Genomic DNA, 22,114 nt, shown 5'->3' on the forward strand with positions numbered 1-22,114 from the left:
CACAAACCAAGCCTGCCTCCCCTGTTTTTTAACGAACCGCCAACACCGGGCTGCTCAAGCGCTCCAGCAACGTCGCCTGGGCGCTGCGGGGGTTCTGGTTGCCGGTCGGCGTGTTGCGGATGTAACGGCCATCCGACTGTAGGCTCCAGCTGTGGGTGTTGTCGGTGAGGTAGCTTTCCAATTCCTTCTTGACCCGCAGGATCAGCTTCTTGCCTTCCACCGGGAAGCAGGTCTCGACCCGCTTGTCGAGGTTGCGCTCCATCCAGTCGGCGCTGGACAGGAACATCTGCTCCTCCCCGCCGTTGAGGAAGTAGAACACCCGCGTATGCTCCAGGAACCGCCCGATGATCGAGCGTACATGGATATTGTGGGACACCCCCGGGATGCCCGGCCGCAGGCAGCACATGCCCCGCACCACCAGGTCGATGCGCACGCCCGACTGGCTGGCCTTGTACAACGCACGGATGATCTTCGGATCGGTCAGCGAGTTGAACTTGGCAATGATGTGGGCCGGCTTGCCGTCCAGGGCGAACTGCGTCTCCCGGGCGATCATGTCGAGCATGCCCTTTTTCAAGGTGAACGGCGCATGCAGCAGTTTCTTCATGCGCAGGGTCTTGCCCATGCCGATCAACTGGCTGAACAGCTTGCCGACGTCTTCGCACAAGGCATCGTCGGAGGTCAGCAGGCTGTAGTCGGTGTACAGGCGGGCGTTGGCGGCGTGGTAGTTGCCGGTGCCCAAGTGGGCGTAACGCACGATCTCACCGGCCTCACGGCGCAGGATGAGCATCATCTTGGCGTGCGTCTTGAAGCCGACCACGCCATAGATCACCACCGCGCCGGCCGCTTGCAGGCGGCTGGCCAGTTGCAGGTTGGATTCTTCGTCGAAACGGGCGCGCAATTCGATCACCGCCGTGACTTCCTTGCCGTTTCGCGCCGCATCCACCAGGGCATCGACGATTTCCGAGTTGGCGCCGCTGCGGTACAGGGTCTGGCGCACCGCCAGGACGTGAGGATCCTTGGCGGCCTGGCGCAGCAGGTCGACCACCGGCGTGAACGACTCGAACGGGTGCAACAGCAGGATGTCCTGCTTGCTGATCACGCTGAAAATGTTCTCGCTGTTTTGCAGCAGTTTCGGGATCTGCGGCGTGAACGGCAAATATTGCAGCTCAGGGTGACTGTCCAGGCCGGTGATGCTGAACAGTCGGGTCAGGTTGACCGGACCGTTGACCTGATACAGCTCGGTCTCGTGCAGGTTGAACTGCTTGAGCAGGTAGTCGGACAGGTGTTTCGGGCAGGTGTCGGCCACCTCCAGGCGCACCGCATCGCCGTAGCGACGGGAGAACAGTTCGCCGCGCAGGGCCCGGGCCAGGTCTTCGACGTCCTCGGTGTCCACCGACAGGTCGGCGTTACGCGTCAGGCGGAACTGGTAGCAACCCTTCACCTTCATGCCCTGGAACAGGTCATCGGCGTGGGCGTGGATCATCGACGACAGGAACACATAATTGTCGCCGGGGCCGCCGACATCTTCCGGCACACGGATGATGCGCGGCAACAGGCGCGGCGCCGGAATGATCGCCAGGCCGGAATCGCGACCGAAGGCGTCGATGCCCTCCAGTTCGACGATGAAGTTCAGGCTCTTGTTGACCAGCAGCGGGAACGGGTGCGTAGGATCGAGACCGATCGGCGTGATGATCGGCGCGATCTCGTCGCGAAAATAGCGGCGCACCCAGGTCTTGATCTTGGTGTTCCAGTAGCGCCGGCGGATGAAGCGCACCTGGTGCTTTTCCAGCTCCGGCAACAGGATGTCGTTGAGGATCGCGTATTGCCGGTCCACATGGCCATGGACCAACTCGCTGATGCGGGCCAGGGCCTGGTGCGGTTGCAAGCCGTCGGCACCCGCCTGTTCACGGGCGAAGGTGATCTGCTTCTTCAGGCCGGCCACGCGGATTTCGAAGAACTCATCCAGGTTGCTGGAAAAGATCAGCAGGAATTTCAGCCGTTCCAACAGCGGATAGGACTCGTCCAGCGCCTGCTCCAGCACGCGGATGTTGAACTGCAGTTGCGACAGCTCGCGATGGATGTACAGGCTGCTGTCATCCAGGTTCGGAATGGCAATCGCCGGCGCCGGGGCGGGCTCGATGACGGCCGGGGGAGCGGGCTCCAGCTCCGGCGGTGTTTCGGCAACTTGCTCGACCACGGGTTGAGCGTCTTTTACGGCAACTTCGGAGAGTCCTTCGGTATTCATCGCAAGTTCCTGGGAGGCTATTTCTGCTCTCGTAACAATTGGGCGGCGCGCACGGCAAAGTAAGTCAGGATGCCATCGGCACCTGCGCGTTTGAAAGCGGTCAAGGACTCCAGGATCACCCCTTCGCCCAACCAACCGTTCTGGATCGCGGCCATGTGCATGGCGTACTCGCCGCTGACCTGATAAACAAAGGTCGGCACTTTGAATTCGTCTTTGACCCGGCAAAGAATGTCGAGGTAGGGCATGCCAGGCTTGACCATGACCATGTCTGCACCCTCTGACAAGTCAGCCGCCACTTCGTGCAAGGCTTCCTGACTGTTGGCCGGGTCCATCTGATAAGAGGCCTTGTTGGCCTTGCCCAGGTTCAGGGCCGAGCCGACCGCATCGCGGAACGGGCCGTAATAGGCGCTGGCGTACTTGGCCGAATAGGCCATGATCCGCACGTTGACGTGACCGGCCACCTCGAGGGCTTCGCGGATCGCCTGGATGCGCCCGTCCATCATGTCCGAGGGGGCCACCACCTGGGCACCGGCCTCGGCGTGGGACAGCGCCTGCCTGACCAGTGCATCGACGGTAATGTCGTTCTGCACGTAGCCCTCTTCATCGAGGATACCGTCCTGCCCGTGGGTGGTGAACGGGTCCAGCGCCACGTCGGTGATTACCCCCAGCTCCGGGAAACGCGCACGCAGGGCACGCGTCGCACGTTGGGCGATGCCCTCCGGGTTCCAGGCTTCGGCGGCGTCCAGGGACTTGAGAGCCGGCGGGGTCACCGGGAACAGGGCCAGCGCCGGAATGCCCAGTTCGACCCACTGGGCCGCTTCTTCGAGCAGCAGGTCGATGGTCAGGCGTTCCACCCCGGGCATCGACGCCACCGCTTCGCGACGGTTCTCACCGTCCAGCACGAATACCGGCAGGATCAGGTCATCGGTGGTCAGCACGTTTTCACGCACCAGCCGACGAGAGAACTCATCACGGCGGTTGCGACGCAGGCGGGTAGCAGGGAACAGACGATTGGCGGGGGTAAAGCTCACGGCAGACTCCTGAGCCCGCAGACGGGCGAGCGTGACAGTTATAAGCGGACATTATGACGAACGCGTGACAGTTGTGCTAAGGCGCGACCGGTAGTCGCAGTCATTGTCTTCTGTAGGAATTGTTCACGTCGAGACACATTTCGATACTTTCCTGAATGTGCCTGAAGGGTTAGGCTGCGCGTTCATTTCGCCAGCACCCAGACAATGCTCCAACAATTTCTGCATGACTTCGGCTACTTGGCCTTGTTTATCGGCACGTTCTTCGAAGGCGAAACCATCCTCGTGCTCGCAGGTTTCCTGGCGTTCCGTGGCTATATGGACATCAACCTGGTGGTGGTCGTGGCTTTCTGCGGCAGCTACGCGGGCGACCAGCTGTGGTATTTCCTGGGACGCAAGCACGGCCGCAAGCTCCTGGCGCGCAAGCCGCGTTGGCAGTTGATGGGGGATCGCGCGCTGGAGCACATCCGCCGGCATCCAGACATCTGGGTGCTGAGCTTCCGCTTCGTCTATGGCCTGCGCACGGTGATGCCAGTGGCGATCGGCCTGTCAGGCTACCCGCCGGGCCGCTACCTGTTGCTCAACGGCATCGGTGCGGCGATCTGGGCCACGGCCCTGGCCGCTGCCGCGTACCACTTCGGCGCCGTGCTGGAAGGCATGTTGGGCAGCATCAAGAAATATGAGCTGTGGGTACTCGGCGCGCTGCTGGTGCTGGGCCTGGTCCTGTGGTTGCGCCGACGCATCAAGAATGCGCGGCTGGCCAGGAAAGTCCTCGAAGCCGAACGCCTGGAACAAGCCAGGTCCGACGCACCTACGACGCCAACCGAGTAAACCGGCTGCGGCAGCAATACAGCCCGATGCCACTGAGCAGGCTGTAGCTGAGCAGCCCGACCCAGGCCACAGCGCTGGCCGGCCACAACCCGGCCAAGGGCGCCAGCCACACCAGCGGCAGGTTCGAGGCCAGCCGCAGCAGCTCCAGTTTCAGCGCCCACGGGCGATTCTCCAGGGCCACGCCCAACACGAACAGACCGAAGGCCACCGCGCCCCACCCCAGCACCAGGGCGGCGACCGGCAGACTGCTTTCAAGGTTCATCAAATAACTGCCCAAGGCAATGTAGACGCAGAACTGCAGCCCCACGTACCACTGCTGGCGCGGGTCCAGCGGCACGGCAAATTTGCGGAACTGGCTCAGGTCCGGCTTGTTCAGCGGGTACCGGGCTGCGACGTCCGCCGGACGCCAGCCGGTGGGCATGAACCAGATCCGCAGCTTGTCCCTCCAGCGCCCGGCCCGCCGCGCATCGGCCCATAACTGTGCATAGAACTGCAGGTTGGCCCACAACGGATTCCAACTCGCCAGCGGCGTGGTCACGCCAAAAATCACCGGTTCGTTATCGTCTTCTTCCTGGAAGGTGCCAAATAGACGGTCCCAAATAATGAACACCCCGCCGTAGTTGCGATCCATGTAGAGAGGGTTCTGTGCATGGTGGGCACGATGATTGGACGGCGTCACGAAGCACCACTCCAGCCAGCCGAGCTTGGGAATGTGCTGGGTGTGGACCCAGAACTGGTACAGCAGATTCAACGCCGCGACGCTGACGAAGACCACCAGCGGCACGCCCAGCACGGCGAGCGGGACGTAGAAGATCCAGCTCAACAGGAACCCGGTGCTGGTCTGGCGCAACGCGGTGGACAGGTTGTAGTCCTCGCTTTGGTGGTGAACCGAATGGGCGGCCCAGAGGATGTTGCGCTCATGGCCCATGCGGTGCAGCCAGTAGTAACAGAGGTCGTAGAGCACGAAGGCGAACACCCAGGTCCAGGCCCGGTCGGCAGGCAGTTCGATGACGGCCAGGTGTTTCAGCGCAAAGGCATAGGTCAGCAGCCCCACGCCTTTGGTCAACAGCCCCGTGGTGGTCGACAGCACGCCGGTGCTCAAGCTGTTGATCGCGTCCGCCACGCGGTAGTGGCTCACACCCCGCCAGCGATCGGCCAGCAACTCGACGGCGATCAGCACGAAGAAGAACGGCACGGCATACAGGATGAAGTTCATGACGCAACCCGGGCACGCGAGGCAAGGAGATAGTCGGCAGATTAGGTGTAGCTGCCCGATCCCCCTATGGCAACGAGTGACAAATTAGTAGACATTTAACGCCATGAATCTGGAGAAAAGCCCATGAGCAAAAAAATTGCAGTGATCCTTTCCGGCTGTGGCGTCTATGACGGCGCCGAGATCCACGAAAGCGTGATCACCTTGCTGCGTCTCGACCAGCGCGGGGCGCAGGTCCAGTGCTTCGCCCCCAACATTGCCCAGTTGCATGTGATCAATCACCTGACCGGCGAGGAAATGCCCGAGAGCCGCAACGTGTTGGTGGAGTCGGCGCGAATCGCCCGGGGCAACGTGAAGGATTTGCGTGAAGCCAGGGTCGAGGATTTCGACGCCTTGATCGTACCCGGTGGTTTTGGCTCGGCGAAAAACCTCTCCAACTTTGCCGTCGAAGGCGCCGGCTGCACCATCCAGCCAGAGGTCCTGGCCTTGACCGAGGCCTTTGCCGAGGCGGGTAAACCGGTCGGGCTGATCTGCATCTCCCCGGCCCTGGCGGCCAAAATCTATGGCCCGGGGGTGACGTGCACCATCGGCAACGACCCGGACACGGCGGCAGCCGTGGGCAAAATGGGTGGCACTCACGAAGACTGCGCAGTCACCGACATCGTCGAAGACCGCGCGCGCAAATTGGTCAGCACCCCGGCCTACATGCTGGCCCAGAACATCAGCGAAGCGGCTTCAGGCATCAACAAGCTGGTGGACCGGGTGTTGGAGCTGACGCACGAGAATGATGCCTAGCAACACGCCGAGCCCCTGTGGGAGCGAGCTTGCTCGCGATAGCGTCGGTTCAGCTACATTTGCATTGGTTGATACACCGTATCGCGAGCAAGCTCGCTCCCACAGGGGGGTGGGCATGATTCAAGGCAATCGGGTCAGACGCGTCAATATCCGATCCAAAGCATTGGCAAACCCCTGCTTGTCCCGCTCGCTGTACGCCGCCGGGCCGCCGCCCATATGGCCCTGTTCGCGCAAGTCGGTGAACAGGTTTCGCACCGCCAGCCGCTCGCCCATGTTTTGCGCATCGAACTCCTTGCCTCGCGGGTCCAGGGCCGCGACGCCCTTCTTCACCAACCGATCAGCCAGGGGCACGTCGCTGCAGATCACCAGCTCGCCCGGCACGGCGTGCTCCACCAGGTAGTCGTCCGCCGCGTCGGGGCCGCTGGGCACCACGATCAATTTCACACAGGCCAGGGCCGGCTTGATCTGCGGTTGACCGGCCACCAGCACCACCTCGAACCGGCGCTTCAGGGCGAACTTGACCACCAGCTCCTTCGCCGCCTTGGGGCAGGCATCGGCGTCGATCCATACGCGCATTGTGTTGTTTCCTCCAAATAAGAGCATCGCGGGCAAGCCTTGCTCCCACAGCCAGCAATTACCTGTGGGAGCAAGGCTTGCCCGCGACTATGAGCGCAGCGAATGTTTATCAGGAAACCTGGACCCGACGCTTCTCCGCCACCCAACTGCGCCCATACAGCACCACGATCGCCAGGATCGCCACCACTTGAGCGGCCAGCGAATAGGCATCGGCATGAATGCCCAGCCAGTCGAAGTCGAAGAACGCCACCGGGTGGGTGCCGAAGATCCCGGCTTCCTGCAACGCCTTCACGCCATGGCCGGCAAACACCACCGACAGTGCGCACAGCAACGCGGCGTTGATGCTGAAGAACAGCGCCAGCGGCAGTTTCGCCGAGCCGCGCAGGATCACCCAGGCCAGCCCCACCAGCAACACCAGCGCCGTCGCGCCGCCGGCCAGCACTGCGTCATGCCCGGCAGGACCCGCTTGCAACCACAGGGTTTCGTAGAACAGGATCACTTCGAACAGTTCACGATAGACCGAGAAGAACGCCAGGATCGCAAAACCAAACCGACCACCGCCGCCCACCAGGCTGCTCTTGATGTAATCCTGCCAGGCCGCCGCGTGACGACGGTCGTGCATCCAGACCCCGAGCCACAGCACCATCACACTGGCGAACAACGCCGTCGCGCCTTCGAGCAGCTCGCGCTGGGCGCCGCTGACGTCGATCACATACGCCGCCAGCCCCCAGGTCGCCAGGCCGGCCAGCAGCGCCAGGCCCCAACCGACGTTGACGCTGCGCACCGCCGACTGCTGGCCGGTGTTGCGCAGGAACGCCAGGATCGCCGCCAGCACCAGGATCGCCTCCAACCCTTCACGCAGCAGGATCAGCAACCCGGAGATGTAGCTCAGCGACCAGCTCAAGCCATCGCCACCCAGCAGGCCAGCGGACTCCTTCAACTTGGCCTTGGCCGTGTCCAGGCGCTGTACGGCCTGCTCCACCGGCAAACCGTCCTGCAACGACTGACGGTAGGCCATCAGGGCCTTTTCGGTGTCCTTGCGCACGTTGGCATCGACGTTGTCCAGCGAGCTTTCCACCAGCTCGAAACCTTCCAGGTAAGCCGCTACCGACAAGTCATAGGCCTGGTCGTGGTCACCGGCGCGATACGCGGCGATGCTTTTATCCAGGGTGGCGGCCGTGTAGTCGAGCAACTGCGCCGGGCCACGTTGCACCTGCGGCGGCTGGGCGCGCTGGGCACGGAATGTCGCCGCCGCTGCGGGGCCTTGCGCGGCGAGCACTTCGGCCGGGGTCTGGCGCGCCAGGTCAGCGAGATTGAAGACCTGTTCGCCTTTGGCCGCGGCCGGGTCGGCGCTGAAGCTGGCGATGTAGGTTGCCAGGTCCCAGCGCTGACGGTCGTCGAGCTGATCGGCGAAGGCCGGCATGTCGGTGCCTTCGATGCCCATGCCGAGGGTGTTGTAGATCGCGTAGAGACTCAGGCGATCCAGGCGCTGGGCGTCGCGCAAGTTGGCGGGCGGCGGTTCCAGGCCAACACCGGCAGGACCGTCGCCGGCACCGTTGGCGCCGTGGCACACCGAGCAATTCTGCGCATACAGCGGCGCGCCGCGGGTGGGGTCGGGCGTGATGACCGGTGCCTGGCTGACTTCATACGCTACCGCCAGCTTGGCCCCCAGTTGCCGCGCCAGGCGTGCAACATCGCCGCCGTCCTGGCGCTGGGTGATCGCCGTGCGCAAGGTGCCGATGCCCTGGACCAGCTCAGTCTTTTCCGGCTTGGCCGGCAACCCGGCGACCAACCCTTCCAGCGCCTGGGTAAATTCCAACTGCTCGCGGTACTCCGCCTCGCCGATGACCTTGCCCGCCTCGACCGTCGCCGGGTAATCCGCCCCGATGTAATCCAATAAATGCAGCGCCTGGGGGGCACTCTCGAGGGTGTCGGCCTGCAGCGCAGTGCTGCACAAAGCAAGCAATGGCAGTACAAGCCAGGCCAGGAAACGGTACGGCGCAGTCATGAATGACTCTCAGTTGGTAATAAGAAGTAACACATTGTTCACTTCCAATGGCTTCGGCTCAAGGGCGGATGTGGCTTGGGAGCCGATTTTCATCGGATTTTCATGCTTTGGAGGTGATATCACAAAAACAGCATTTAGGAATTGAAAAGCCATTACATAGCCAAGCGCCATGTTTATAATCCCGCCGCCTTCTTATCATTCGATGGCATAAAAGCTCCTCTTTTTATGAGGAACCGACAGCGTACCGACGCTTGTCCGTGGGATCGCTCCAGCCCGACCCGCACACCCCGGCTGCTATCAGGGAAGAAAATGTTCATGGCATCCCGTGCCGTTCTTTCGGTCGCCCTCGGCGCGATCACCTTGTTGTCCGGCTGCTCGGCCTTTCGCAACTATGACAGCGAATTGGCCCAGACCAACCAGCAGTTGGCGTCCGGCAATGTCGACGGCGCGTTGACCCTGCTGGAAAAGAACAACTCCAGCCAAGACAAGGACCTGCTGTACTACTTCGAGAAAGGTGAGCTGCTGCGTGCCAAGGGCGACTTGTCCGGCAGCCAGACCGCCTGGAGCAGCGCCGACCAACAAGTTGCCCAGTGGGAAGATGCGGTCAAGCTCGACACGGCCAAGTACCTGGCCCAGTTCGGCAGTTTCCTGGTCAACGATAAAGTTCGCCGCTACGAAGGCTACGATTACGAAAAGGTCATGCTGACCACGCAGATGGCCCTGAATCTGCTGGCGGTGAATGACTTCGACGGCGCGCGGACCCAGATCAAGAAGACCCACGAACGCGAAGCGGTGATCGCCGACCTGCGGGACAAGGAATACCTCAAGCGCGAGGAAGAAGCCGAGAAACAAGGGGTCAAGACCGAATACAAGGACCTCCAGGGTTACCCGGTGGCCAGCCTCGACGCCCCGGAAGTGGTCAACCTCAAGAACAGCTACCAGAGCGCGTTCAGCCATTACCTGGCCGGTTTCGTCTACGAAGCCCTGGGTGAAAAGGACCTGGCCGCACCGGGTTATCGCAAGGCCGCCGAACTGCGCCCCAACACACCGTTGCTGGAGCAGGCCCTGCGTGACCTCGACAAGCCCGCCGCCAAGAGCGACGACAGCGACATCCTGATCGTGGTGCAGAGTGGCCTGGCACCGTCCCGGGATTCGATCCGCATTCCCTTGCCTTTGCCAATCAGCGGCAACCTGGTCATCACGCCGTTGTCGTTCCCCCTGATCAAGCCTGACACCTCCACGGCCACCTTCGGCCAGATCGGTGTCGACGGCCGTCAGCTGGACCTGACCCAACTCAACAGCACCACCGCCATGTCCCGTCGGGCCCTGCGCGACGACATGCCGGGCATCATCCTGCGCACCACCGTGCGCGCCGTCACCCGTGGCGTGGCACAAAAGCAGATCAACGAGACCAATCCCCTGGCCGGCCTGGCCGTCGGCCTCACCTCGGCGGTATTCGAAGGGGCCGACACCCGGACCTGGCGCACCCTGCCCGACTACACCCAGGTGGTGCGCCTGCGCCTGAAGAAAGGCGAGCACCAGGTCACCTTGCCAAGTGCCGTGGGCGGCTCGGTGGTCAAGGTCACCGTCGACCAGCGCTACCAGGTCATCAGCCTTCGCGCGGTGGGTAACCAAGTGTTCGCCGGTGGCCTCGCGGCCCAGGTGATGCCAAGCGCCAACCCGACCGCCATTGCCCTCAAGCAACCTTAAGAACGGAGTCTTGTTCACATGCGTTTAAAACTGATCGCCGTCGGCGCCCTGGCCTTGCTGGCCGGTTGCGCCACCCCGCCGCCACCGGAGCCGGGCAGCGCCGCCAGCAAGGTCGTGGCGATGGGCAAGACCAAGAACATCGTGGTCGGCGCCATGCGCGTGGCCCGGGAAAACGGCTACATGACCGTCAATGTCCAGTTGAGCAACACCAGCTACAACAACAAGACGATGTACTACCGCTTTGCCTGGTTGGGGCCGGAAGGTTTTCCGATCGCCGAGGAAGAAACCTGGAAAAGCCTGACGCTGTACGGCGAACAGACCAGCTTCCTGCCGGCCATCGCCCCGACGCCCAAGGCCGTGGATTTCCGCTTGGAAATCAATACCCCTTAAAAACGCAAAAAAACTGTGGGAGCTAGCTTGCTCGCGATAGCGCTGGATCAGCCAGCCATGATGTGACTGACACACGGCTATCGCGAGCAAACTCGCTCCCACAACAAACGCCCGAGTGACGCGTTATCCCTTTTTCAGTTTTCGAGAGTCCTTACATGTTCGTACGCATTTCATCCCTCGCCCTCGCCGCCCTGCTGGTCAGCGGCTGTGCCAACAACTCGCCGGTCCTGGGCAACAAGAACATCAGCTACGGCGATACCAAGGCCGTGGAAACCGTGACCAACGAGTTCGGCTCCACCGACCTGCAAATGATCGCCGAGTCCATGACCCGCTCCCTGGCCCAGTCCGGCATCCTGCAGGGTCGCCCGGTGGTCCAGGTCTATGACGTGAAGAACAAGACCAGCGAATACATCGACACCCGCGAAATCACCACCAGCATCAAGACCCAGTTGATGAAGACTGGCGCCGCCCGTTTCGCCAGCGACAACACCGCCATGGACAGCCAGGTCGACCAGCTCAAGCTGCAGAACCAGAGCGGCCTGTACAAGAAAAGCACCGTGGCCAAGACCGGCAACATGATCGCGGCCAAGTACCGTCTCGAGGGCTCCATCAGCTCGATCGTCAAGCGCAGCAGCGACTACAAGGACGTCTTCTACAAATTCAGCCTGCAATTGATCGACGTCGAGAGCGGTCTGGCCGAGTGGATGGACGAAAAAGAAATCCGCAAGACCACGGAGCGCTAAGCCATGCGCACATGGATAGGCATCATGGCCCTGGCCTGCGCATTCAGCGCGCAGGCGGCCCCAAAAGTCGCGGTGACCGACCTGGCGTACCAGGAGCGGGTGGAGGAATACATCCACACCGTTTCAGCGCAGAGCAACTTCCAGGCGAACCCCTACAGTGCCAGCGCTTCCTCGAGCTACGACGAGATGGAAGCCACCAGCAGCTACATCGAGCAGGGCGAACTGCGCAAGTTCACCGGCGACATCAAGGGCGAGATCCTGCGCAGCGGGATGTTCCAGCTGACCCAGGGCACGCCCCACACGGCGGCGTCCAGTGGCGACGTCTATGACGTCATCAAGCGCATCAAGGCCGGGAACTTCAAGGGTGCCGACTACGTTCTGTTCGGCACGGTGTCGGACATCGACTTCACCCGCGACATCAACGAGCTGGCCAATACCGACAGCTACTCGGCCGTGCTGGCGCTGACCCTGGTGGCGGACTTCAGCCTGATCAACACCAAGACCTACGAAATCACCTCGGCCTTTACGGCCATGGGCGAAGGCCAGGACACCAAGTTGTTGAACCACCGGGACGTGCGCATCAGCCTCAACCGTCCACGGGTGGTGCGCGAAGTGTCCAAGGCCCTGGGTGAAGACGTGGCGCGGCAGCTGAGCGAACAGCTCGGTGGCCCGAGCTACCAACAGCCCGGCGAGCCGATGCAGCGCAATAACCTGCCCCGGGATACCGCGCCGGTGATCCTGCGCTGAATAGCTGAGCGAATGCTCTGTGGCGCAGAGGTCTTGTGGGAGCAAGCCTTGCTCCCACAAAGTAACCTCGCCACAGGTTTTGCTTTACACCGCAGCCTTGCGAATCGTCGCGAGCAAACCCGCCGCGCCAATGAACATACCCGCGAAGGCGCGGTTCATCCGCCGTTGCTGCTTCGGTGTGCGCAGCAGGCGCAGGACTTTGGACGCCAGCCCGGTGTACCCGGCCATGACGATGAGATCGACGACGATCATTGTGACGCCCAGGGTCAGGTATTGCGGGATCAACGGTGCATGGGGATTGATGAACTGCGGCAACACCGCCAGCATGAACACCAGCGCCTTGGGGTTGCTGACGTTGACCAGAAAGCCGCGAAACACCAGTGCCAGGGGGTTGCCGATGGGCCGCGGGGCCGCGTCATCAGTCATGTCACCGGGAATGGCTCGCCACTGCTTGACCCCCAGGTAGACCAGGTAGGCCACGCCGAACCACTTGATCGCATAGAACGCGGTGGCCGACGCCGTGAGGATCGCGCCAACACCGGCGGCGACGATCACGATTTGCAGCGCCAGGCCCAATTGCAGGCCCAGGGCATTCCAGTAACCGCGCCAAAAACCGTAGCGCAAGCCACTGGACATCGATGCAATGGCGCCGGCGCCCGGGGAAAGACTGATCACCCAACAGGCGGCGAAAAACGCCAGCCATGTTTCCAGCACCATTGCACACCTCGGCTCGGATTCGTCGAAAACGACTAAGCTAATGCGCCGCCGCAGGATTGACCATCGCTTTTTTGCAAAAAAAGCCAATCGGCGAGGCCAGGTTATTCGACGAACCCACCCACCGGAAACGCTTCGCTGCCACGCCAGCGCCGTACCGAGCGCTGGAAGAACAGGCTGTTGGGCACTTGCACCATGGCGCTGCCGGTACCGAGTTCCTCGGGCTCGATCAGCGTGGTGTACAGCAGATTGATCGCCACCACGCGCCCTTTGATGCCGGGCTTGTCGGTGGTGTCCACCAGCTCGACCACATCGCCCAGGCGAAACGGTCCGACGGTGTAGATCAACACGGCGCAGAACAGGTTGGACAGCACGCTCCAGATGGCGAAGAACGCCACCGCTGCCACCGCGACAAAACCCGACAGAGCCGTCCACAGCACCGTGGCCGAGACGCCCAGGCGTTCGAGCACCACCAGCACCGCAGTCCCCATGATCAGCCAGCGCAGCACGCCCCGCAGGATAATCACCAGTTGGGGTGGAAGCGGGTAACGCTCACCCAGGCCTGTGAGCGCACGCGCGACGAAGCGCTGCGAGACATAACCGGCCACCAGGATCAGCAGGATTTGCACACCGAGCCAGATCGGCTCGATCCACATGACAGGAACAGGCAACGCCAACGCTTCCATCAGGACAACGCCTCCAACTCCGCTTGCAGGTTTTCCAGCAGTTCCAGCGCTTGCATCCACGCCTCCTCGAGCTCCGCTTCCCGAACCTTCAGCTTGGCCTGTTCGGCCAGCAGGTCACGCAACTCATCCTTGCGCGCCGCCTCGTAGAGACCGCTGTCGCCCAGGCTGGTTTCGATTTTCTGCAGCTTTTCATGCAGCTTGCCCAGCTCGGCTTCGAGCTTGTCGGCCTCACGCTTGTGCGGCGCCAGTTGCTGGCGCAATGCGGCGGCGGCCTGGCGCTGGGCCTTTTTGTCGGTCTTGTCCGGGTTGACCGGTGTGTTGCTGACCGGCGCGTTGCGCTGGCGGTATTCCACCAGCCAACGGGCATAGTCTTCCAGGTCACCGTCGAACTCCTCGACCTTGCCGTCGGCGACCAGGAAGAAATTATCCGTGGTGCTCTTGAGCAAATGCCGATCGTGGGACACCACCAGCACCGCGCCAGTGAATTCCTGCAAGGCCATGGTCAGGGCCAGGCGCATTTCCAGGTCCAGGTGGTTGGTCGGTTCGTCGAGCAGCAACAGGTTCGGCCGGCCCCAGGCGATCAACGCCAGCGCCAGGCGCGCCTTTTCGCCACCGGAGAAATTCAACACCGGCTCGTCGATGCGCGCCCCGCGGAAATCGAAACCACCGAGGAAATCGCGCAGGGTTTGCTCGCGCTCGGTTGGCGCCAGGCGTTGTAGGTGCAGTAGCGGGCTGGCCTTGGAATCCAGGGAATCGAGCTGGTGCTGGGCGAAATAGCCAACGACGGTGTTTTCGCCTCGGGTCAGGCGTCCAGCCAATGGCTGGAGTTCGCCCGAGAGGTTCTTGATCAGGGTCGACTTACCGGCACCGTTGGGGCCCAGCAGACCGATCCGCGCACCCGGGGTCAGTTGCAGCTTGACCTTCTCCAGCACGGTCTTGTCGCCATAACCCAGGCGCGCGTCGGACAGGTCGATCAACGGGCTGGAAATCTTGGTCGATTCGCGGAAGACAAAATCGAACGGTGAATCGACGTGGGCCGCCGACAGCTCTTCCATCCGCTCCAGCGCCTTGATCCGGCTCTGGGCCTGACGGGCCTTGGTGGCCTGGGCCTTGAAGCGGGCGATGTAGCTTTCCATGTGCGCACGTTGCGCCTGTTGCTTCTCGTAGGCCTGCTGTTGCTGGGCCAGGCGTTCGGCACGGGCGCGCTCGAAGGCACTGTAGCCGCCGCGGTACAAGGTGAGCTTGCGCTGGTCGACATGGGCCACGTGATCCACCACCGCGTCGAGGAAATCGCGGTCGTGGGAAATCAGCAGCAGCGTGCCCGGGTAACCCTTGAGCCAGTCTTCGAGCCAGATGATGGCGTCGAGGTCCAAGTGGTTGGTCGGCTCATCGAGCAGTAGCAGATCCGAAGGGCACATCAGGGCCTGCGCCAGGTTCAGGCGCATCCGCCAGCCACCGGAGAAGTCCCCGACCTGGCGGTCCATCTGTTCATTGGTAAAGCCCAGGCCAGCGAGCAACTTGCGCGCGCGGGCATCGGCGGTATAGCCGTCGGCACTGTCGAGCTCCGCGTGCAGGCGGGCCTGTGCGGCACCGTCGTGGGCCGCTTCGGCCGCCGCCAGGTCGTGTTGCACCTGGCGCAGGCGCAGGTCGCCATCGAGCACGTAGTCCACCGCCAGACGATCGAGGGTGTCGACCTCCTGGCGCATGTGAGCGATACGCCAGTCTGCCGGCAGCAGGCAATCGCCCGAGTCCGGGTGCAGCTCGCCTCGCAGCAAGGCGAACAGGCTCGATTTGCCGGCGCCGTTGGCACCGATGAGGCCGGCTTTGTGGCCGGCGTGCAGGGTCAGCTCGGCGTCTTCTAGCAGACGTTGCGGGCCACGCTGTAAAGTCAGGTTCTGAAGTCGGATCATAATGGCGGCGGAGTCTACCAGCTTCGCTCGCAACTGGCGCGAGTAGCACGATGTCCCCTGACCTGTGGAGTTTCTCCCTCGACCTCTATGCCAAGCCTGGCGTAGAGCCTGCGTGCCTGACGCTGCAGAGCGCCGGTGTCAATGTCTGCCTGCTGCTTTGTGGACTGTGGCTGGAACGACGCGGCGTGGCCTGCAATGAACAACGGCTGCAACAGCTTCGACAATTGACCGAGCCTTGGGAGGCAGAGGTGGTAAGGCCCTTGCGCACGCTTCGCAGCCAATGGAAAGCCGGCGCCCTCCGGGACACGGCACTCGATAGCCTGCGCGAACAGGTCAAGCGACTGGAATTGGAAGCCGAACGACGATTGCTGGAACGATTGCAGGCGGCGGCCGAGGATTGGCCTGAGGAACAATGGAATGATTCAGCGCTATGGCTGCAACGGCTGGTGGCGAGTGCCGACCCAGCGAACCGCGACGCGCTGCATCAGCTGCGCGTCGCGGTGTCCGGCACTTAGGAAGCGCTGGTTGGGGTGCTGCTGGTGGTCGGCGCAACGGCGGCTGGGCTGGTCGCCGAGGCCGGAGTGCTGGCGGTAGGCGCAGGCGTCGCGGTCGGAGCCGGTGTCGCTGGCTTGGCGGCTGGCGCAGTCGCAGGTTTTGCAGCGGCTGGCTTTTTCACGGCCGGTTTAGCGGCGGGCTTGGCGGCAGCTGGCTTGGCCGTAGCGGCGGGTTTGGCAGCCGTTGGCTTCGCTGCAGCAGGCTTCGCGGCAGCAGGCTTGGCAGCGGCTGGTTTGGCAGCGGGTTTAGCCGCCACTTTGGCAGGCGCTTTGGCAGCGACGGGCTTGGCAGCCGTTTTCGCAACAGGCTTGGCCGCGGCCGTTTTGGTTGCCGCAGGCTTGGCAGCAGGTTTGGCGGCAGGTTTGGCGGCAGCAGGTTTGGCAGTGGCTTTTACCGCCGCTTTGGCAGCCGGTTTAGCAGCAGCGGTTTTCGTCGCGGCAGGTTTTGCGGCGGCGGTTTTAGCGGCAGGCTTGGCTACAACTTTTGTTGCAGGCTTAGCGGCAGGCTTAGCAGCGGCTTTTACAGCAGGCTTGGCAGCGGCAGGTTTAGCGGCCGCCGTTTTTGCGGCAGGCTTGGCAGCAGCAGCCTTGGCGACTGGTTTTTTTGCCGCAGGTTTTGCAGCGCTGGCAGCGACGGGTTTGGCAGCCGGCTTGCTGGCCGCCTTGGCCGGTGCTTTGGCGGCAGGCTTGGCTGCGACTTTGGCCGGTGCTTTTGCCACGGCGGGTTTAGCCGCCGGCTTCTTGGCCGATACAGCGGCAGGCTTGGCAGCACGAAGCGACAGCGCCTTGCCCGCGGCTTCTTGCACGCGACCGACGCCTTGGGCCAGCTTCAGGCTTTCCTGGGCATCACGCTTGAGTTGCAAAATGTAGGCGCGGGTTTCGGACTGACGATCCTTCAGGGCATCGAGCAGGTCTTCGAGCTCTTTCACGACATCTTTGGCCTTGGCTTGTGCCTTGGCCTTGCCAGCGGTGGCTGCGTCTTGCAATTTGGTGCGCGACTTGTGCAGTTTTTCCTGCGCTTTGCCGCGTTGCTTTTCCAGTTTGGCGAGCAGTTTTTCAGCATCAGCCAGGGCTTGGGAGCAGGCGTTTTCCAGATGTTCGAGCAAGCTGCCCGAGAGTTGTTGGAGCAAGTGCAACGGAGTGTTTACAGGCTTCTTGGTGGCCGACATGGTTTACCTCCTGACTGACGTGAGTGCGGCTCATACTAGACCTCTGCTGCAACCGCCGCTAGGGCATGTTGACAGTACACAAGACGTTGCGTTGCAAGGGACGAAAAATCTTCTGCGCCAGAGCCTTGGCAATCCACTTCTACAGATATCGACACTGGCATAATTCCTCGATTCGAGGCCGGAGAGCACACATGTCGCGTCACCTGTTTTTATTCCTGTGCATGGCTTGCGCCACGGTCCAGGCCGTTGAAAAAACCAGCGCAAACGATGCCCACGATCTGGCTTACAGCCTGGGCGCGAGCCTCGGCGAACGCCTGCGCCAGGACGTGCCGGACTTGCAGATCAAAGCCTTGGTCGAAGGTTTGCAACAGGCCTACCTGGGCAAACCGCTGGCCCTGAAAGATGAACGCATCGAACAGATCCTGGCCGAGCACCAGGCGCAACTGAACGCGCCATCGACAACGCCGCAGGACGAAGCCGCGTTGAAAACCGAGCAGAAATTTCTCACCGAAGAAAAAAACCGGCCCGGTGTCCAGCAACTGGCCGACGGCATTCTGCTGACCGAAATCAAGCCGGGCCATGGCGCCAAAGCCGGCCCTCACGGCAAGGTCCAGGTGCTGTATACCGGTCGATTGCCAGACGGCACCGTCTTCGATTCAAACCGCCAGGCACAGTGGTTCAATCTTGACAGTGTGATCGACGGTTGGCGCACTGCATTGCCGCAAATGCCGGTCGGCGCGAAATGGCGGCTGGTGATTCCGTCGTCCCTGGCCTATGGCGCTGAAGGGGCCGGGGATGTGATCCCGCCGTACACACCGTTGGTGTTTGAAATCGAGTTGCTGGGCGCGACGACCTGACGCTGGCCCTGGTCCAACGAAAAACGGTGCGCAATGCGCACCGTTTTTTCATGACCGCGAACCCTCAGGCCTGGACCGCAGCTTCTTCCTTGTGAGCGTTGTGCAGCACTTCGATCAGGCAGTCTTCCAACTCGAAACGCTCGTGCAACAAGCCGCCCAGCTCCTTGAATTTTTCCGCTACGCACTTGCCTTCATCGCACAGGTCGTTGAACGCCAGCAGCTTCTCGGTGATGACATCGATGCGCGGGTAGATCGTCTCGGCCAGTTCAAGGCCGCGCTTGTCGTTGAAGGCCTTGGCCTCGCCCGTCAGTTGTTCGTATATCTCGAAATGACCGGCAGACACATAGTCGACCAGCACGCCGCAGAAATCCTGCAAGGGTTTGCGGCTTTCGCTCAGGGCTTCAGGCTTGGCGCCGAGATCATCGTAGGCCCGAACCAGTTCGTGACGCTCCTGCAGCCAGCGATCGATCAGCAGATGCACTCCACCCCAGCGTTCCTGAGCATTCTGACAACTTTCGAGCATGGTGATTTCTTCCCTTGTGAGTCATGCCCCCTCGCAGCTTGTGCACGCCTGATGACCAGGGACAAGCCAGACACAACATGATCGAGCGGCACAATTCCAATAACACGTGCGGGCCAGATTATGCCCGCACGACAACGGCTTCAAGGTACGCAGGAGATAAAGTTCATACAAGTGTTTAATCCAGGGCCCGGACCAACTGCGACGTCTCGCCGCTGAGCGGTCGTACCAGAGCACTCCAGGCAAGGCGCAGCAGCAGGTAAGTCATGGCGCTGGACACCGCGAGAAAAAACAACAGGCTCCACTCGGGGATGCTCAGGTCGAACAACGTCCACGTGATATTCGCGCAGTCGACGGTGCCGTCGAGGACACGATGCAACGCGCACCACCACGAACCCGTCGGGTTGAGCTGTGCCGCACAATCGGATAACGGCTCGAACGAGTGGCTTTGCATCAGGACCTGACGCCACGCCAGGGTCATGCCCCCGGTCGCAAAAACCAATCCTGCGGTGCCATAGAAGAGACTGCCTCGTTGGCCTGGACCGTGTACGCACGCTACGAGGCTGTTCGCCAGGAACAGCATCAGGCACAACCGCTGCAAGACACACAGGCTGCAAGGCGTCAGGCCGGCCGAATACTCCAGATAAGTGCTGATGCCCAAAGCCAGGGCGGCGGCGATGGAAGCCATGAGAAACGAGAAGCGTGAGCTGGCCAAAGACATGGCGATTCCGTAACAGAAGAGACAAGCAGTTACGGTAGAGGAAAGCCCTCGGGCCTTTCAAGGCAGCCCCGCGCAGACACTTCATCAGGGGTGTAGGGAATTCCCGACAGGTCGAAGAGGATTCGGCGCGGTCAGCTGTAGGACTTTGCTGAAGGTATGACCAAAGCCCCAAAAACAAACGGGTGTCACCGGTGGGAGCAAGGCTTGCCCGCGATGAAGACGACGCGGTCTTTTGAGAAACCGAGGTGCCTGTTCGCGAGCAAGCTTTGCTCCCACCCATGCGGGAGCGCCACAATGACTCATCTCAAGTGGACAAGACCTGAGCCGGAACCGGCAACGGCGCGGCCAGCAGGCGCTCATCCAACAGCCCCAACCCCTCCTGGAACAACTGGTTGCTGCGCTCGGCATCCCCCAGTTGCGCCAGCAGGCGCGCCAGTTCGGCGCAGGCTTCGGGATTGCGCTGGGCGCGCAAACTGCTTTCCAGATAATCCCGCGCCTTGCCCCACAAGCTGTTCTGCAGGCATAGGCGCCCCAGGGTCAGCAACAGGCTCGGGTCGGCCGGGTGGTCCTTGAGCCAGCCTTCGGCCGCTTGCAACTGGCGGATCGGATCACTGCCGCGCACCAGCCCGTACAGGCGCGCCAGATGGCTGTCATAGTGACGCTTGAGCGCGCCGCGCAGCACCTCTTCGGCTTCGACCTGGGCGCCCAACTGACGCAATTGCTCGGCATAGGCCAGCACCAGCGCCGGCTCCTGGCGCTGTGCGGAGGTCAGTTGTTGCCAGGCGCGATTGAGCGACTGCAAACCGACGCTGCCGTCCTCCTCGCGGTGGGCCGCCAGGGTCAGGTTTTCGCCCCAGGCACGCCGCTCCAGTTCAGCCAGTTCGGCCGGCGGCAGGACTTTATCCTTGCGCAGCTCCGGCAACAGCCGGATCACCGCCGACCAATCGCCGCGCTGCTGATGCAGCCGTTGCAATTGGCGCAGGACCTGGGCGTTATGGGGGTGACGCTCATGCATGGCTTGCAGCGTGCTCAATGCGCCATCCGTGTCACCTCGATCCATCTGCAATTGCGCGTGCGTCAGGGCAATGGCCAGTTCCGCCTGGGGCTGACGCTCCAGGGCGCGCTCGAGCAAACTGTCGCTCTGTTCGTAAAGCCCTTGTTCGTTGGCCGCGCGGGCGGCCCCCAGGTAATACAGCAGCGGCTGGCGCTCGGCTTCGGCGGCACGATGCAGATGGCGCTGGGCACTGGCCCAGCGACCTTCGGCCAGGTCCAACTGGCCGTGTTCGATCGCCACTTGCACCCGACGGCTGCGGTTGCGCCGCGACCACGGGTTGACCACACCGCTGGACGTGGTCACCAACCCGATCAGCGCCCTCAGGCCTCGCCACACCAGCCAGAGCACCGCCACCAGGGCCAGGGTGACCCACAGGCCAGCTTCATAACGGAAGTTCTTGTACGCCACCAGCACGTAACCCGAATGCTCGGCAATCGCTACGCCGAGCAAAGCTGCGGCAGCGATGACCACGAACAGAATCACGTAGAGACGCTTCATGGCGTGGCCTCCTGCGCGCCTGGCGCGGGCAGCGGCTTGACCGATTCCTGGGCATTGAGGTTGCGGCGTTCAAGGTAGGCCTGGACGCTGCTCAGCGTGCCCGTGAGGTCCGGGGTGACCACCGTCACCGGCTGCCTGGACAGTTCACCCACGCGTTCGAGCATGATTTTGCTTTGCGGATTGTCCTGGTTGAAGTTGTTCTTCAACACGTCCCGGGCCTCGGTCAGCGCCTGGGTGTATACCGGCGCCTGACCATTGAGGGCGGCCCATTGCGCCTGCTCCAGCGCCAGGCTCAAGGCCAGGCGCACTTGCACGAGGCTTTGTCCGGCCAGCAGCGGACGGACGTTCTCGTCGGCGTTGAAGTCGATGCGGATATAGCGCGAGATCTGGTCCCACCACTGCGCCCACCGGCTGGCCCCATCGCCATCGGCGGTCAGGCCCAGCAGCGACTCTCCACGATCCTTGTACTCGGGTGCCAGTTCGGTCAGTTGCAGCACCTGGTCACGCAAGGCGCCCAGTTGCAGGAACAGCCCGGTACGATCCGGTTGTTCCGTGCTGCGCAGCGCAGCGAGGGTCTTGGCCAATTGCTCGCGGGCCGCGAACGAACCGGGGTCGTTCTGTTCGCGCAGGATTTCGTCAGCGCCCTGGACCAGCGCCTGGGCACTGTCGATGTCTTGCAGGGCGGAAAGACGCAGGCTGGCCAGGCGCAACAGATGCTCGGCCTCCGCCAGGCGCCAATCCTTGCGGCTGGCACCCAGCACGGTTTCCAGTCTCTGGCTCAGGTGCTGCTGATCACCTTGCAACTGGGCCACCTGGCGCCGCCGCTCCTCCAGCTCTTCGGCCGGGGGCAATTGCGCCAGGCGCTCGCTCAGGCGTTGCTCGTTGAGCTTGAGGGCCTGGGCCTGGTCGTTCAGCGCCTGGACCTGGGCGGACTGCTGCTGGTTATTGGTTTGCAGGTGACGTACCTGCCACACGCCCCAACCGCCCACGGCGACACCGGCGGCGCCGAGCAGCAAGGCAACAATGGCCAGCCCGTTGCCGCGGCGCGGCGCCACTGGGGCCGGGGGTTCAACCGGCGCATCGATCGCTGGCTGGTCTAGATCTTCTTTTGGCAAGGCTGTTTCGCTCACGTATCCATCCTTTGC

At 62.5% G+C, this 22,114-nt stretch carries 21 protein-coding genes; 8 read left to right on the plus strand and 13 right to left on the minus strand.

What is annotated here, in order from left to right; genetic code table 11:
• Positions 1 to 28 precede the first annotated feature (28 nt).
• Positions 29 to 2,245: a polyphosphate kinase 1 gene (ppk1, locus tag ACZ5M5_RS29365; protein ID WP_060740118.1), complete on the minus strand. Its 2,217-nt coding sequence runs from the start codon at positions 2,243 to 2,245 to the stop codon at positions 29 to 31.
• 17 nt (positions 2,246 to 2,262) lie between these two features.
• On the minus strand, positions 2,263 to 3,276 hold the full coding sequence (hemB, locus tag ACZ5M5_RS29370) for a porphobilinogen synthase (RefSeq protein ID WP_060740117.1): 1,014 nt from the start codon (positions 3,274 to 3,276) through the stop codon (positions 2,263 to 2,265).
• Positions 3,277 to 3,480: 204 nt separating this feature from the next.
• On the opposite strand from hemB, the gene ACZ5M5_RS29375 reads away from it, so the two are divergent.
• Positions 3,481 to 4,104 carry a DedA family protein gene (locus ACZ5M5_RS29375; protein ID WP_072405987.1) on the plus strand — a complete coding sequence of 208 codons (624 nt, stop codon included), beginning with the start codon at positions 3,481 to 3,483 and terminating at the stop codon, positions 4,102 to 4,104.
• Here the strand turns inward: ACZ5M5_RS29375 and ACZ5M5_RS29380 are convergent.
• The gene (locus ACZ5M5_RS29380; protein WP_060740115.1) at positions 4,085 to 5,320 is read right to left on the minus strand and encodes a sterol desaturase family protein; all 1,236 of its coding nucleotides are present in this window, start codon (positions 5,318 to 5,320) and stop codon (positions 4,085 to 4,087) included. The genes ACZ5M5_RS29375 and ACZ5M5_RS29380 overlap by 20 nt on opposite strands.
• A gap of 123 nt (positions 5,321 to 5,443) precedes the next feature.
• Here ACZ5M5_RS29380 and elbB point away from each other — a divergent pair, with 123 nt between their 5' ends.
• Positions 5,444 to 6,112, plus strand: a complete 669-nt coding sequence (elbB, locus tag ACZ5M5_RS29385; protein WP_464738316.1) for an isoprenoid biosynthesis glyoxalase ElbB — start codon at positions 5,444 to 5,446, stop codon at positions 6,110 to 6,112.
• Between the two features lie 120 nt (positions 6,113 to 6,232).
• Here the strand turns inward: elbB and ACZ5M5_RS29390 are convergent, their stop codons facing one another.
• A complete protein-coding gene (locus ACZ5M5_RS29390; protein WP_060740113.1) occupies positions 6,233 to 6,688 on the minus strand; it encodes a YaiI/YqxD family protein in 456 nt (151 codons plus the stop codon).
• Between the two features lie 109 nt (positions 6,689 to 6,797).
• Positions 6,798 to 8,696 (minus strand): FTR1 family protein, encoded by a 1,899-nt coding sequence (locus tag ACZ5M5_RS29395; protein ID WP_060740112.1) that lies wholly within the window; start codon positions 8,694 to 8,696, stop codon positions 6,798 to 6,800.
• Positions 8,697 to 9,011: 315 nt separating this feature from the next.
• Between ACZ5M5_RS29395 and ACZ5M5_RS29400 the strand changes: the two genes are divergently transcribed.
• The 4 genes from ACZ5M5_RS29400 (at position 9,012) to ACZ5M5_RS29415 (ending at position 12,286) form a co-directional block, all read left to right on the plus strand.
• Positions 9,012 to 10,406: a COG3014 family protein gene (locus tag ACZ5M5_RS29400; RefSeq protein ID WP_464738317.1), complete on the plus strand. Its 1,395-nt coding sequence runs from the start codon at positions 9,012 to 9,014 to the stop codon at positions 10,404 to 10,406.
• 18 nt (positions 10,407 to 10,424) lie between these two features.
• A complete protein-coding gene (locus ACZ5M5_RS29405) occupies positions 10,425 to 10,796 on the plus strand; it encodes a YcfL family putative periplasmic lipoprotein (RefSeq protein ID WP_003206754.1) in 372 nt (123 codons plus the stop codon).
• Between the two features lie 155 nt (positions 10,797 to 10,951).
• Positions 10,952 to 11,539, plus strand: coding sequence for a penicillin-binding protein activator LpoB (lpoB, locus tag ACZ5M5_RS29410; RefSeq protein ID WP_003177333.1), 588 nt, complete (start codon positions 10,952 to 10,954; stop codon positions 11,537 to 11,539).
• 3 nt (positions 11,540 to 11,542) lie between these two features.
• Positions 11,543 to 12,286 carry a hypothetical protein gene (locus ACZ5M5_RS29415; protein ID WP_060740111.1) on the plus strand — a complete coding sequence of 248 codons (744 nt, stop codon included), beginning with the start codon at positions 11,543 to 11,545 and terminating at the stop codon, positions 12,284 to 12,286.
• 84 nt (positions 12,287 to 12,370) lie between these two features.
• Here the strand turns inward: ACZ5M5_RS29415 and rhtB are convergent, their stop codons facing one another.
• From rhtB to ACZ5M5_RS29430, 3 genes are all read right to left on the minus strand, one after another.
• On the minus strand, positions 12,371 to 13,003 hold the full coding sequence (gene rhtB / locus ACZ5M5_RS29420; RefSeq protein ID WP_464738318.1) for a homoserine/homoserine lactone efflux protein: 633 nt from the start codon (positions 13,001 to 13,003) through the stop codon (positions 12,371 to 12,373).
• A gap of 101 nt (positions 13,004 to 13,104) precedes the next feature.
• The gene (locus tag ACZ5M5_RS29425) at positions 13,105 to 13,686 is read right to left on the minus strand and encodes a mechanosensitive ion channel family protein (RefSeq protein ID WP_060740109.1); all 582 of its coding nucleotides are present in this window, start codon (positions 13,684 to 13,686) and stop codon (positions 13,105 to 13,107) included.
• Entirely contained in the window at positions 13,686 to 15,596 is a 1,911-nt protein-coding gene (locus tag ACZ5M5_RS29430) for an ATP-binding cassette domain-containing protein (protein WP_464738319.1), read from the minus strand. Before ACZ5M5_RS29430 ends, ACZ5M5_RS29425 begins: the two co-directional genes overlap by 1 nt.
• A 50-nt stretch (positions 15,597 to 15,646) precedes the next feature.
• Here ACZ5M5_RS29430 and ACZ5M5_RS29435 point away from each other — a divergent pair, with 50 nt between their 5' ends.
• On the plus strand, positions 15,647 to 16,111 hold the full coding sequence (locus tag ACZ5M5_RS29435; RefSeq protein ID WP_464738320.1) for a TIGR02444 family protein: 465 nt from the start codon (positions 15,647 to 15,649) through the stop codon (positions 16,109 to 16,111).
• Here ACZ5M5_RS29435 and ACZ5M5_RS29440 read toward each other — a convergent pair.
• Complete coding sequence (locus ACZ5M5_RS29440) at positions 16,108 to 17,319, minus strand: AlgP family protein (RefSeq protein ID WP_464738321.1); 1,212 nt, start codon at positions 17,317 to 17,319, stop codon at positions 16,108 to 16,110. The genes ACZ5M5_RS29435 and ACZ5M5_RS29440 overlap by 4 nt on opposite strands.
• 191 nt (positions 17,320 to 17,510) lie before the next feature.
• On the opposite strand from ACZ5M5_RS29440, the gene ACZ5M5_RS29445 reads away from it, so the two are divergent.
• A complete protein-coding gene (locus ACZ5M5_RS29445) occupies positions 17,511 to 18,176 on the plus strand; it encodes an FKBP-type peptidyl-prolyl cis-trans isomerase (RefSeq protein ID WP_060740105.1) in 666 nt (221 codons plus the stop codon).
• A gap of 64 nt (positions 18,177 to 18,240) precedes the next feature.
• Here ACZ5M5_RS29445 and ACZ5M5_RS29450 read toward each other — a convergent pair whose 3' ends face one another.
• From ACZ5M5_RS29450 to ACZ5M5_RS29465, 4 genes are all read right to left on the minus strand, one after another.
• Positions 18,241 to 18,699 (minus strand): Rsd/AlgQ family anti-sigma factor, encoded by a 459-nt coding sequence (locus ACZ5M5_RS29450; RefSeq protein ID WP_060740104.1) that lies wholly within the window; start codon positions 18,697 to 18,699, stop codon positions 18,241 to 18,243.
• A gap of 175 nt (positions 18,700 to 18,874) precedes the next feature.
• Positions 18,875 to 19,417: a disulfide bond formation protein B gene (locus ACZ5M5_RS29455; protein WP_060740103.1), complete on the minus strand. Its 543-nt coding sequence runs from the start codon at positions 19,415 to 19,417 to the stop codon at positions 18,875 to 18,877.
• Positions 19,418 to 19,721: 304 nt separating this feature from the next.
• Entirely contained in the window at positions 19,722 to 20,969 is a 1,248-nt protein-coding gene (locus ACZ5M5_RS29460) for a heme biosynthesis HemY N-terminal domain-containing protein (protein WP_464738322.1), read from the minus strand.
• Positions 20,966 to 22,099 carry a uroporphyrinogen-III C-methyltransferase gene (locus ACZ5M5_RS29465; protein WP_256587228.1) on the minus strand — a complete coding sequence of 378 codons (1,134 nt, stop codon included), beginning with the start codon at positions 22,097 to 22,099 and terminating at the stop codon, positions 20,966 to 20,968. The genes ACZ5M5_RS29460 and ACZ5M5_RS29465 overlap by 4 nt, the downstream gene beginning before the upstream one ends.
• Between the last annotated feature and the right edge of the window lie 15 nt (positions 22,100 to 22,114).

The organism is Pseudomonas sp. Van50 (assembly GCF_055390755.1).